Raw genomic sequence first — 13,068 nt, 5'->3', positions numbered from 1 at the left:
GCTAAAGTTTATAATTATGCCATAATCAAATTTACGGTGAACAGGGTAAATAACTTTTATTACTTGTTAAGAAAACATGAAAATTTGCAGAACAACACTATGCATCCTTCTATTATTAGTGGTGTATCGCATTATTTTTTCTTTACCCAGACACAGAGGCTAATTTGAATAAACTTGAACAAAGTCAATTAAGTGGATTAGTAAAACGCTTATACAGGTGCATGTTTGTCAAAGATGCCCAAGATGATAGCGGTTATACCATGGCTCTTTCATTATGAGTATTTCACTTGTTGTTGCCGATGACCATGTGCTTATGCGCCAAGCATTAGTGAACTATTTAAAGGCAGGTAACGAGTTTACTATCTTGGCTGAATGTAAAGATGGAATAGAATTAATCAGTCAAACCTTAAAAACCGATCCTGATGTTGTGGTGATGGATATTTCTATGCCAAATATGAGTGGACTGGTGGCAATTGATAAACTATTGTCGCAACGGCCAACGACAAAAATATTAGTTTTATCGATGCACGACGAACTTGAGTATATTTTAGCGATGCAAAAAGCGGGTGCTAAAGGTTATATCCTCAAAGAGTCGTCCTCAGATCTTCTTATTCATGCGATTAAAGATGTTTATAACGGTAAAACCTTCTTTCCAAACTTATCTGCCAATAATTGTCAGCCGGCGTCCAACCCATTAGAAGTATTAACTCGGCGAGAAAGAGAAGTGTTTTTCTCAGTAATTGCCGGAAATACCAGTAAGAAAATAGCAGAATTACTCAATATGAGTGTAAAAACGGTGGAAAATCATCGCACCAAAATATATAAAAAGCTGCAGGTTGGCAGTGTGGCAGAACTACTAAGAATGGCTAATAAAGCAGGTCTTCTTGAATAGTGTTTATTTTATCTCATCTCATTTGAACTTTGCTAGAGACAAAAAAACGCCCTACAAGGAGGGCGTTTAATGAATGTAGATGTTATACGTACTCTGCTCTACATTTAGCTGTTATTACTCTGCGTTCGAACTTGTCCCTGAGACAAAGTAATTTTTATCTATTTGATTAGCGATAATCGCATAGCTAGCACGAGTTACACCGGCTTCTGGATTAAATTTAGCAACCATTGTCGGTTGTAAATCAAATTGACCTTGCTCAAGGTCATAGCGAACACCTAACAGACCTTCGTTCAAAGCAATTTGCACATAACCGCGCATATCGCCAGCAATATCACTTTGGTCAGCAATCACGATTGATTCACCATGGTAATTAACGGTGATTTCATGCGCTTCGCCCAAGTCTATTGCCTCTTGAGTTTTACCAATAACTTGTATTAGGCTATAAGCTAAGTCAGCACGAGTCACAGCAGATTTTCCGTGGAAATCGCCATTATTATCAACCATCATCACGGGACCAAATTGTTGTTTAGCATCTTTCAACGCGGCACCTGACATAGCAACTGATTCAGCAAAAATACGGTATCTAGGGCTAACACCACTTAGGCTTATTTCTGTTTCCCCATCTAAATGGCGATACTGACGTACCGATGTCCCCATGACTAAGGCCTTAGCCAATTCTTGACGATTTAACATCGCATCAGGTGCAAAAGATGTCGCTGAACGACCATCCATAAGGCGTTCAAGTACCGCAGTTTCTATTGCTGCTTGCTGACTATGGCCTGCTACGTCATCCATACCTTCTATGCTGGTTAAAATATCTTGCCACACCCAATAACTGATATGATTATCACTAGCTTCATCAGTTTGTGCCTGTTCGTCGTAAGCTGCAGCAGCAGGTGGCACTGATAAACCAAAGGCGTCAGTTTCCATAAACAGTTTCCATGGACCCGCTTGTGCTGGAGCCGTTACAAACGAGTTACTGTCCCAAACTGGGTCGGTAGAGTCGCCTTCAAAACGTTGTCCATCAGGTGCTACAAGTACAGCTTTAACACTTGTTAAGGCTGTTAAGCCAACATTTACAGTCTTTGCCTCTGCATCGACTTCAAATTCAATCACTTGCGACTCTAGTGTTTCAAACGCTAAAGCACCTTCAGCAATTTTCATGGCCTGCATATTGATACTGGCCGTGAAACGAGAGTCAACGCTGTTGTTAACAGATTTTTTATGATCTGTATTTTTCCCTTTAGCTGCAGCTACTGCAGCATGGGCATTAATATAACCTGCACCGACTTCCCAAGACTCATAACCTGGCATATTAGTCGCAGATTCTTTCATTAATTGCTTGATTTCATCGATACTTAGCGAAGGGTTAGCTTCCATCATCAGCGCTGCAACACCAGCAGTGTGTGGTGTTGCCATTGATGTACCCGAAATACGGGTATAAAAAGGAATATGTGCTGGGTCAAGCACCAAATCAGCATCTCCGCCATTGGCAGCCATATTGGTTGATGAACGCGTTGATACCATGTTGCGCCCTGGTGCGACAATTGTGACTTCGTTAGTGTAAGTCCATGCCTTACCATCTGGCATGGTGAAATCACCGCTTTCATATTCTAAACCACGAGATGAAAAGTCGACTAAATTACCATTGGTATCGCCAGCACCTACTGACATTCCCCAAGGGATTTGAGCATGAGGGTTATTGCTATTTTCGCCAGAGCCCGAGTTACCCGCAGCAAATACCGATAAAATACCAAATTGATAAGCTTTATATGACGCTAAGGCAACAGGGCCTTTAGCATCAAATTTACCGCTTGAACCCCAAGAGTTACTCATAATACGCAGCGGATGTTCATAGTCATAAACGTTGTTAATAGCATAGTCATAGCCGCCAACCGCATCTAAAATAAATAAACCTAACCCTGAGCCGTAACCCACTAAATCAGCATCGGGTGCAACGCCTTTATATTTTCCATCAGACATAGCGCCCGAGCCCGCTATAGTGCCGGCACAGTGAGTACCGTGGCCGACATTTAAGTCGGTATTAGGTTGGTTTTTAATAACAAAACCGTCTGTAATACCGGTTTCAGCAAGATCGAGTGAATGTGTTGCCGCTTGCACGTTATCAACCACTACGTCGCCAAAGAATAAATCTTGGTGTGTTGCATCAATACCCGAGTCATTAACCATAATGGTTACGCCTTTACCGGTATATTCTGTGCCGCCATTGCGGTTTGCAAACTCGGTACCTTGAACTTTGTCAACACCGGTAATTTCACGAGAGTTAGCATTAAAATATTCAAGCTTACGGTTTAACCATACTGAGCGTACATCATCTCGTCCGGCAATCGCTTTGATTTGTGCGACATTAGCAACAACACCCATAATAGGTACGGCAGAAAACTGAACACCCTTACTTATACCTAAGGCTTTTAACGCCCGTATTTGACTCACTGATATGGGCTTCATTTGTTCAAATGTTACCACGGCCATAACTGTTTCTTCGCCCGTCATCGTCGGAAGCACTTGTGCAAGTTGCTCGCCAATAGCAGCATCAGCTAAAGCGTGCGTAGGTAATGTCATTGCCAAAGAGGCTGCAGCCAAGGCACTTAAGGTAAATTTTTTCATGTTATTTCAAACTCCAATATGTTTAATACTTGTAGGTTAAATATCTTAAATATCTTAAATATTTTTAATTGTTTTTAATTATTTAAATATTTTTATCATCTTTAGTCTCCCAACAAACCATTAAGATGAAAATAGGGGCTTACCCCTATTATTGAATAAATAACTGCTTAATTAGCAAACCTATAAGGTGAGTGATTTTAGAAAAAAAGTATCAGCGAGTTGATCGTATTAGTGATTTTAATTTGTCTAATAGTTCACTAGATAGGGGAAACCCCCTATTTACTCAGCCCCCTTAACTCGATAGAGTGCTTGAGTGAATTATATACACCCCTTAACAATAACTAGAACGAGTGAAATAATGAAAAAATTTACCTTAAGTGCAATAGCAGCAGCAACCATGGCATTAACTATGCCGTCTCAAGTTTTCGCTAACGCTGCCATTGGCGAGCAGTTAGCTGAGTTTTTACCGACTATGGTTGGTTCTCAAACGGTTATGGCCGTAGTAACTTATAACCAATTAGAGCCGGTATCAACAACTCAACTAGAGCATCTTTCTGGACTAGGTATTAGTCAGGCTGTTCAGTTTGCTTCGGTTCCTGTTATTGGCGTAGTCGCTAACTTAGATCAAATTAAAGCCATTGCTCAACGTAGTGATGTGCGCTCGGTATGGTTAAATCGTGAGCTTGAATACTTTAATTCTGATGCTCGTCAAATCACGGGGGTTGATGCGGTTCAAGGTGATGAATTTTTCAAACAAAATGGCATTGAATATACCGGTAAAGGCGTAACTGTAATGGTTAATGACTCGGGTATTGATGCTACCCATCAGGATTTATTCTTTGGCGATAAAGTGATTGATAACGTGCAAGGTCTAACCCATGCAAGTTTATTAAGCATAACGGGTGTAACCGAAGGTCTAATACTTAAGAACCAACCTAACACAGATACTAATTCAGGCCACGGTACTCATTGTGCTGGCACTATTGCTGGATATGGTACTATGTCAGATGGCAAGTACCCAGGCGCAGCGCCAGATGCTAAATTAGTAGGCTATGGCTCAGGTGGTGTTATTCTTATTCTTGATACTATAGGCGCTTATGACTATGCCATTACTAAAGGTGATAGTTACGAAAATCCATTGCGCGTAATGAGCAACTCATGGGGTTCAAGTGGTAAGTTCGACCCGACTGGCCCCGTTTCTCTAGCTTCATATAAAGCCCATAAAATGGGAATATTATCTGTATTTGCCGCAGGTAACTCAGGCTCAGGAGAAGATACGCACAATCCTTATGCACAAATTCCTTGGGGCATGTCTATTGGCGCAGGGGAAAAAGATGGCACACTTGCTGGTTTCTCTTCACGTGGTTATAAGTATGAATCTGGCGAGTTTACGATGCCAGGTGGTGAAAAATGGACCTACAATAATGAAATTACTATCGTAGCTCCTGGTGTAGACGTTATTTCTACTCGTGCTGTTACTAATGCCGGCGCAAATGGTGGTGAAGCTGATGTAGACGCGATGGACCCTACTCATTTACCTTTCTATACCATGATATCAGGTACGTCGATGGCAACGCCTCATGTTGCTGGTATTGTTGCACTAATGTTAGAAGCTAATCCTGACTTAGATAACATGGCCATCAAAAAATTGTTACAAGAATCTGCGACTAATATGCCAGGTTACGAGCGCTTTGAAGTCGGTGCTGGATTTGTAAACGCCCGTGCAGCAGTAGCCGCAGCCAAAAACTATGATATGAACCACAGTGTCACGGTTAATAACCTACGCGGTAAAGTTTTCAATGCTAATACGTTAGTTGAAATTAGCGAAAAAAGCCCTGAAGGTTCTATCTGGTCAACACCCAATGGCGTCACAGAGCCACTAGGACTGCAAAATTCATTTGACTTTCAGGTTCACAGTGAAGCATTGTGGGTTAAGGGCTCTGCGAGCTCATTGGCTAATACGGCTAAATTAGTTTTAATTGACCCTGATGGCACTGAATACTTTGGTAACTTAACTTTACCTGTGCTTGAAACTGGTATGCGTGTTACGGCACCTGCAATGGCAGGTACGTGGACGGTTCGAGTTGACGGACTAACCTCTTTGTCTGGCGTAAATCCAGATCCACTTGATCTAACTAATGGTCCAATGGCTCCTGAGAATTTCGACGTTAAAATAAATTTTGAAGACTTAATTGGCTTTGAAGGGGTAAGCGATATAGCCGCTCATCGTTATGAAAATGCGATAAAATATGCAGTGAGCAAAAGACTAATGGATGGCTTGAAGAATGATAATTTCAACCCTGACGCAAAGTTAAAACGTAAAGACTTAGCTAAGTACCTAGTCATGGGTGGCGCTGTTCGTCAATACCGTACATTAGACAGCGAGCCAGAGCCAACCCTTAATGAAGTACCTAGTGGTTACAAAGCGATTATTGAATCGGTATCGGTTGTCGGTGGTGCATTAAAAGATAGCCTACGTACACAGCAGCCAGTTATGCTTAGTGAAAATGGTGAGTTTGCACATAACGGTCGTGTATCTAAAGTAGACCTAGCTTACAGCTTAGTTCAAATTCTAGGACTAGAATCAATGGCTAAAGCGTTTGATCCTGAGAAAGATAACATTACGGTTGACTATAAGGGCCAGACTATTGTGCTAGCAGATCAAGACAGCATTGCCGACAATATGAAAGGTTATGTGCAACTTGCCATACAGCTTTCATTATTGAATGTTCACTTTGATGTTACTCAAGGTACTTACGACTTAACGCCACAGTTGAATGCTAGCTTTGGTGGAAATTATAAAGTCACTCGTGCAGAATATGCTTTAACTGCCGGTCGTCTTTTTGGTCAATACTTTCAGTAAGCTCTTTGGTCAATACTTTGAGTAAAGACTTTCAGTAATTACTTTCGGTAACTAGTACCACATATTAATCAGGAGGCCATTTGGCCTCCTTTTTTTTTACCTGTAACCACACCCCTTGCCGCTCAAACTGTTAATCATAGTTTCTCCTTTTTCAGTATCGTTTTGATAAGCTAATGCTATGTTAAGCGACATCATTGACAAATTTTCCAAGTGATCTCTTGTTTGTTCTCTGCAGAGGTTGGTGAGCTGGTTCTATTTTTATCGTTAGGTATTGGCACTAGTGTACTGAAATTAGTTATCTAGTCTCTCGATTGTTAGGCGGGTGTGCTTATCATTGACTCTTTGGCTTTAATCAATAGGCCGATAACGAACACGAGGGAATTTAAATGAGTTATTTTGACTCTCAATAACTAAGCGCAGCATTGTCTTGTAGTTGATAGTTAGCAGTTGATAGTTAGCAGTTGATAGTTATTAGGTATTAGCGGTATAGCTATCGCATTGGAATACTGGTTGCTGGAGTGGGCTAATATTATCTTCCCAGAGACCCGTTTATGCCAGGGCGTTGTTGTTAATATCTACTCTTTTGTCACTGCTGCGACAAAAAATTAAATAAGATGTCAGGCTAAAGTTAAAGACGCTAAACTACTTTCGTTGTTTAATAGTGCGGTGACATCAGTCTTTGCACAGTATAGACCGACAGTGTTGTCGTGAGTGATTATTTATACGCTTTAACATGTGTTTTTGCTGCAGCAACAGCGGCTTGTATATCAATATAGCCGGCACCAACTTCCCACGCTTGGTATCCAAGCATCTGAGTTGCAGACTTTGCTATTAATTGTTTGATTTCCTCGATACTTAATAATGGATTAGCTTCCATCATAAGAGCGGCAACACCCGCCGTATATGATGTTGCTATTGAAGTACCAGAAAAACGGCTATAAAAAGGGGTATAGGCGGAGTCAAAAAGAAAATCATCATCTGCGCTGTAGGCCAGACCATTATTCGATGATCGGGTTGATACCATGTAATGACCGGGGGCGACAACCGTGACTTGGTTATTATAAGTCCATTCTTGCTTATCTGGCATGGTAAATCTGCCCGTTTTATAAGATAAATCACGAGAAGAAAAGTCAACTAAGTGACCATGACTATTACCGGCACCGACTGATATTACCCAAGGGAGTTGAGCATAAGGGTTATGACTATTTTTACCAGCCCCTGAATTTCCGGCAGAAAATATTGACAATATCCCCAAGGTATAAGCTTTATATGAGGCTAAACCAATTGGGCTGTTCGCATTAAAGTTTCCGGTTGAGCCCCAAGCATTACTGATAATACGCAATGGACTTTGATAATCGTAGCGGTGATTAATCGCATAATCATAGCCACTAACCGCATCTAAAATAGTTAAATCAGCACCTGAGCCGTAACCGACTAGTTTGGCATCGGGAGCGACACCTTTATATTTACCATCAGACATGGTCCCAGAGCCTGCAATAATGCCAGCACAATGGGTACCGTGGTCTGTGTTTACATCAGTATTATATTGACCTCGACTGATAAAGGTCTCGGTTGTGCTCATTTTAGCCAAAGCTGATGAATGTATGGCCGCCTCGACATTATCAATGACTACGTCGCCAAAAAATAGATCTTGATGTGTGGCATCAATCCCTGAGTCATTGACCATAATGGTCACACCCTTACCACTATAATCGGTATCACCATTAATATTAACAAAGTCTGTTCCTTGAATTTTATTAACACCGGAGTTTTGTCGTGAGTTAGCTATGAAATAGCTTAATTTTCGGTTTAACCATATTGAACGGACGTCGTCGCGCTCGGCGATCGCTTTGATTTGTGCAACATTAGCGACCACGCCTATTACAGGCAGTGCAGAAAACTTAACGCCTTTATTAATTCCTAAAGCTACTAGCGCCTGTATTTGAGTAACCGACAGTGGCTGCATTTGTTGAAAGGTTATTACCGCGAGGATTGTTTCTTTGTCAGTCATCGTAGGAAGGGTTTGTGCGAGTTGCTCGCCAATAATACTTTCAGCCAATGCTTTTATAGGCATTGTTAATGCTAAAGAGGCTATAAGCCATGCACTTAAAGTTAATTTACTCATGATAACCAAACTCCGTTTGTTAAATCATTGCAATTATTTCTATCACAGCTAGTTTCCCAATAAACAGGCAGCCTGAAAATAGGGGGTTACCCTAAGTGTATTAAGGTAAATGTGCTGTGAGCTTATTAGCAGTGTGGTTTAAATTAAGGGCGTTTGGTTAACGTTGAATGTTTTAACTAATTGAAATTGTTAGTTTATGATTGTGGGTTGGCAGGCAGTAGCAACAATAAAACAGAGCAGGAATTGTGATTGATTTAAACTATGCAGTAGCAGAAAAAATGATATTAAAAGAGTTTTTAAGATAAATGATTTAAAATTTATATATTAATTAAAATTATTATCAGTTATTTAATTTTTAAGTAGATGATATAAGAATGAGGAAAAAGATGGTGGACGATACTGGGCTTGAACCAGTGACCCCCGCCTTGTAAGGGCGGTGCTCTCCCAACTGAGCTAATCGTCCGTATAGATTATCTAAAGAAAATTCTATAGGGTGTAATTATGGTGGGCGATACTGGGCTTGAACCAGTGACCCCCGCCTTGTAAGGGCGGTGCTCTCCCAACTGAGCTAATCGCCCATAATTACTTTATTCTTGATACTTAAGATTGGTGGGCGATACTGGGCTTGAACCAGTGACCCCCGCCTTGTAAGGGCGGTGCTCTCCCAACTGAGCTAATCGCCCAATCTTAAATTTCCTGAATCGTTAACGGTCTAATTAATTAAACACTGTCTGCGTTTCAGTGGGGCGTATTATAGGGAGATGAGAAAAGCTGTCAACATAAAACAAAGATTTTTCTGCTTTTTTTTCAGTTTTATTGATATATTTAATTTTCTTGCTGTAAAATTAAACAGCTTGCTTGTTTTATCCTCGCTGGAGATTTTCTTTTCTTTGTTTCTTTCAGCAAATGATGTTTTCCTTAGCTATGCCTGATAAAATATCGACAATTTTTATCGTACCAATTGTAGACTTTAAGCCTTGTCTTTTAACATAGCCTTTAAGTCTTAAACTTTATAGTGAGATTTTTATGAGCTTAACAACTCGATTTGCGCCAAGTCCGACCGGTTATTTACACGTTGGTGGGGCACGTACTGCCCTTTATAGTTGGTTATATGCCAAGAAAAATGGCGGTGATTTCGTTTTACGTATCGAAGACACTGATTTAGAACGTTCAAGCCAAGCATCCGTTGATGCCATTATGGACGGTATGAATTGGTTGAATCTTGAATGGACACATGGTCCGTATTTCCAAACCCAACGTTTCGACCGTTATAAAGAAGTTATTGAGCAGTTACTTGCCTCTGGCAATGCTTATCGCTGTTATAGCACCAGTGAAGAAGTTGAAGCAATGCGTGAACAGGCTCGTGAAACTGGCGCGAAAGAAAAATATAACGGTTTGTGGCGCGACCGCACCGACTATCCTGCCGATAAGCCTTATGTGATTCGTTTTAAAAACCCACTTGATGGCGAAGTTGTTATCAAAGATATGGTTAAAGGCGATATAACGATAGCTAATGAAGAATTAGATGATTTAATTCTTGCGCGTAGCGATGGCACACCCACTTATAACTTAACAGTTGTTGTTGATGATTGGGATATGAAAATTACCCATGTTGTACGTGGTGATGATCATATTAGTAATACGCCAAAACAAATTAATATTTTACTCGCTTTAGGGGCAACACTCCCAGAGTATGCCCACATCCCAATGATTTTAGGTGATGACGGTAAGCGATTATCAAAACGTCATGGTGCTGTCGGTGTTATGCAATACCGCGATGATGGTTATTTACCTGAAGCCTTATTAAACTACTTAGTGCGCTTAGGTTGGTCTCATGGCGATAAAGAAATATTTTCTCGTGAAGAAATGATTGAACTGTTTGATTTAAAAGACTGTAACCGTGCTGCTTCAGGTTTTAATACTGATAAATTAATTTGGGTCAACCAACATTATATGAAAACTATGGAGCCAAGTTATGTTGCAACACATTTAGCCTGGCACATGAATGAGCAAGGTATCAATATTGAAAATGGTCCAGCACTTGAAGAAATCGTTAAAATTCAAGCCGACCGAGTAAAAACTTTAAAAGAGATGGCGCAAATTTCTCGCTACTTTTACGAAGACTTTAGCGAACTAGAAGCATCAGCGGTTAAGAAACATTTACGCCCTGTTGTTAAAGAGCCTCTTATATTGGTTAAAGCAAAACTTGCAGCATTGAGCGAATGGTCACCTGAACTTATTCATGCGGCAATTAATGATACGGCAACAGAGCTTGAAGTCGGTATGGGCAAAGTGGGTATGCCATTGCGTGTTGCGGCGACTGGTGGTGGTAATTCACCTTCTTTAGATGTTACTTTGGCTTTATTGGATAAAGATAAAGTACTTGCTCGTATTGATCACGCTATTGAAGTGGTTGAAGCAAGAATAGCGAACAGCTAATTAAATAAAGTTTTATGTTAACAAGATATAAGGTCGTTGATGGTTAGCTGTCAACGGCCTTATTGTATTGAAAAAGACGAGATTAAAGATGAACCAAAGCGAACTATTAAATAGATTAAAAGCCTTTGAACATAAAGAGGTTTTTTTTGGTCCACAGGGTTTTAGCGTTATTACTAAAATGGCGACATTAAATAAAGCCCAGATTGGCTATGCGGTTGATAAAAAAGGCGCTAGTTTAGTCAATAACGATATCGGCAATTGGCAAGGTTCATGGCTTGTTATCGCCACAGATACCGAATTAGGTGATCCGTATTTTATTGACTTGGCCGATGAACATTTAGCGGTTTATACCGCGATTGCTGAAGAAGAAAATCAATGGCAAGCAACCCTAGTGAGTGTATCTTTGGTGGGTTTTGAACAGTGCTTAACGGCTATATATCAACAGTGTCAGCAAAAATTTGCCATGTACCTGCCCGATGAAAGCTGTATTTTTGATCTCCAGATATTAGAAACCTTTGGTAAACAACTGGTTGAATTTTCGCAAACCAACGATTTTTGGCAACACTTTTTTGTTGGTTATGTTGATTGGCTTCGCGACGAACATGTTTAATAGCGCCATAAGATGAATAAGTCTGTGGTACTTTTTTAAGTTTTTCATTTTTTTAACACCCTGATAAAATACTATACGTCATTCTTGTCGTTAGCAGGGTATAATAACAACGTTTTTATTGGTTCTTTTTTGGAGTGTAGTTTGCAGTTTACAGATTTTGGTTTAGACAGTCGTTTAATGTCAACGGTTGAGCATTTAGGTTTTTTAGAACCGACAGAAATTCAGCAGCAAGCTATTCCTGCTGCTATGGCCGGGCACGATTTAATTGCCTCATCAAAAACTGGCTCAGGTAAAACCTTAGCGTTTATTATTCCTGCGATGCAACGCTTAATTCGAAATAGGGCTTTGTCTAAACGTGATCCTCGTGTCCTTATTCTTATGCCAACACGAGAATTAGCCAAACAAGTTTTTACTCAACTACGTTTATTTACCACCGGCTCACAGTTTAAAGCTGTGCTTATTTTGGGTGGTGAAAACTTTAATGATCAAGTAAAAACACTGCACAAAGACCCCCATTTTATTGTTGCGACACCGGGTCGATTGTCTGACCATTTATCGCAAGGGCATTTCTATTTAAAGGGCTTAGAGCTCCTTATTCTTGATGAAGCCGATCGGATGTTAGACTTAGGCTTTTCAAAACAATTAAAACAAATTAATAGCGCTGCCGATCATCGTAAGCGTCAAACACTGATGTTTTCTGCAACACTCGATCACGCACAAGTCAATGAGTTCGCACTAGCGTTATTAAAAAAACCAAAACGAATTGCCATAGGCTCTGCACATACCGAGCATAAAGATATTACTAAACGCTTTTATCTATGTGATAACTTAGACCACAAACAAGACTTGCTTGAACACTTTTTGAAAACTGAAAGCTATCAACAAGTGATTATTTTCACTGCAACACGAAGTGATACCGACCGATTATCAAAACTGCTCAGTGAACAGAGCTTAAGTACGGTCGCCTTAAGTGGTGAGCTTAATCAAGGTCAACGTAATCAAATAATGGATGGCTTTAGTAAGGGACAACAAAAGATATTGATCACGACTGATTTAGCATCTCGAGGTTTAGATTTAGTTAACGTCTCGCACGTCTTTAACTTTGATATGCCAAAGCACACTGAAGAATTTGTGCATCGTATTGGCCGGACAGGTCGAGCGGGTAGTACCGGTGACGCGATCTCCTTTGTTGGTCCTAAAGACTGGATTAGCTTTAAAAATGTCGAAGGTTTTTTACAGCAAACCTTTAACTTTGATGTTGTTGATAGCTTAAAAGCTACATTCAAGGGCATAAAACCTAAAAAGCCAAAAGTGGCTGCTAAATCAAAATCTTCAACGAAAATTAACGAAAAACCGCAAAGATCTCAGCCTAAAAAAGTCATTAAAAGAGTCTTTGTTGCTCAAGATGTTGGTGAGTTACCTGTGTTGCGTAAAAAGACGATAACGCCCGTTAGTGAAATAGACAGCGATTCTGAAATCGATTAACCGTATCGAGTATAAGGTATTAATAA

General features: G+C 40.2%; 7 protein-coding genes and 3 tRNA genes. 5 read left to right on the top strand and 5 right to left on the bottom strand.

The window, feature by feature from the left end; translation table 11 throughout:
• Nucleotides 1-274: 274 nt before the first annotated feature.
• Nucleotides 275-892, top strand: a complete 618-nt coding sequence (locus A3Q34_RS02755; RefSeq protein ID WP_070373951.1) for a response regulator — start codon at nt 275-277, stop codon at nt 890-892.
• A gap of 114 nt (nt 893-1,006) precedes the next feature.
• Here A3Q34_RS02755 and A3Q34_RS02750 read toward each other — a convergent pair whose 3' ends face one another.
• Nucleotides 1,007-3,520, bottom strand: a complete 2,514-nt coding sequence (locus A3Q34_RS02750) for a S8 family peptidase (protein WP_070373950.1) — start codon at nt 3,518-3,520, stop codon at nt 1,007-1,009.
• Between the two features lie 358 nt (nt 3,521-3,878).
• Here A3Q34_RS02750 and A3Q34_RS02745 point away from each other — a divergent pair, with 358 nt between their 5' ends.
• Entirely contained in the window at nt 3,879-6,383 is a 2,505-nt protein-coding gene (locus tag A3Q34_RS02745; RefSeq protein WP_070373949.1) for a S8 family peptidase, read from the top strand.
• A gap of 715 nt (nt 6,384-7,098) precedes the next feature.
• Here A3Q34_RS02745 and A3Q34_RS02740 read toward each other — a convergent pair.
• From A3Q34_RS02740 to A3Q34_RS02725, 4 genes are all read right to left on the bottom strand, one after another.
• Entirely contained in the window at nt 7,099-8,508 is a 1,410-nt protein-coding gene (locus A3Q34_RS02740; protein ID WP_070373948.1) for a S8 family peptidase, read from the bottom strand.
• A gap of 387 nt (nt 8,509-8,895) precedes the next feature.
• Nucleotides 8,896-8,971 (bottom strand) — tRNA-Val (locus A3Q34_RS02735).
• A 39-nt stretch (nt 8,972-9,010) separates the two neighbouring features.
• Nucleotides 9,011-9,086 (bottom strand) — tRNA-Val (locus A3Q34_RS02730).
• A gap of 29 nt (nt 9,087-9,115) precedes the next feature.
• A tRNA-Val gene (locus tag A3Q34_RS02725) sits at nt 9,116-9,191 on the bottom strand.
• Nucleotides 9,192-9,534: 343 nt separating this feature from the next.
• Here A3Q34_RS02725 and gltX point away from each other — a divergent pair.
• The 3 genes from gltX (at nt 9,535) to A3Q34_RS02710 (ending at nt 13,042) form a co-directional block, all read left to right on the top strand.
• Nucleotides 9,535-10,947, top strand: a complete 1,413-nt coding sequence (gene gltX, locus A3Q34_RS02720; RefSeq protein ID WP_070373947.1) for a glutamate--tRNA ligase — start codon at nt 9,535-9,537, stop codon at nt 10,945-10,947.
• Between the two features lie 88 nt (nt 10,948-11,035).
• On the top strand, nt 11,036-11,557 hold the full coding sequence (locus tag A3Q34_RS02715; RefSeq protein WP_070373946.1) for a hypothetical protein: 522 nt from the start codon (nt 11,036-11,038) through the stop codon (nt 11,555-11,557).
• Between the two features lie 141 nt (nt 11,558-11,698).
• Complete coding sequence (locus A3Q34_RS02710) at nt 11,699-13,042, top strand: DEAD/DEAH box helicase (RefSeq protein WP_070373945.1); 1,344 nt, start codon at nt 11,699-11,701, stop codon at nt 13,040-13,042.
• The last annotated feature ends 26 nt before the right edge of the window (nt 13,043-13,068 follow it).

This window comes from Colwellia sp. PAMC 20917 (assembly GCF_001767295.1).
Classification (GTDB): domain Bacteria; phylum Pseudomonadota; class Gammaproteobacteria; order Enterobacterales; family Alteromonadaceae; genus Colwellia_A.
Note: the sequence above shows the minus strand (reverse complement) of the source record. Positions and strands in the feature narration are given on the sequence as shown.

Coding starts and splice junctions, on each gene's coding strand:
- A3Q34_RS02755 (WP_070373951.1), top strand. CDS start 275: ATGAGTATTTCACTTGTTGTTGCCGATGACCATGTGCTTATGCGCCAA.
- A3Q34_RS02750 (WP_070373950.1), bottom strand. CDS start 3,520: ATGAAAAAATTTACCTTAAGTGCCTTGGCTGCAGCCTCTTTGGCAATG.
- A3Q34_RS02745 (WP_070373949.1), top strand. CDS start 3,879: ATGAAAAAATTTACCTTAAGTGCAATAGCAGCAGCAACCATGGCATTA.
- A3Q34_RS02740 (WP_070373948.1), bottom strand. CDS start 8,508: ATGAGTAAATTAACTTTAAGTGCATGGCTTATAGCCTCTTTAGCATTA.
- gltX (WP_070373947.1), top strand. CDS start 9,535: ATGAGCTTAACAACTCGATTTGCGCCAAGTCCGACCGGTTATTTACAC.
- A3Q34_RS02715 (WP_070373946.1), top strand. CDS start 11,036: ATGAACCAAAGCGAACTATTAAATAGATTAAAAGCCTTTGAACATAAA.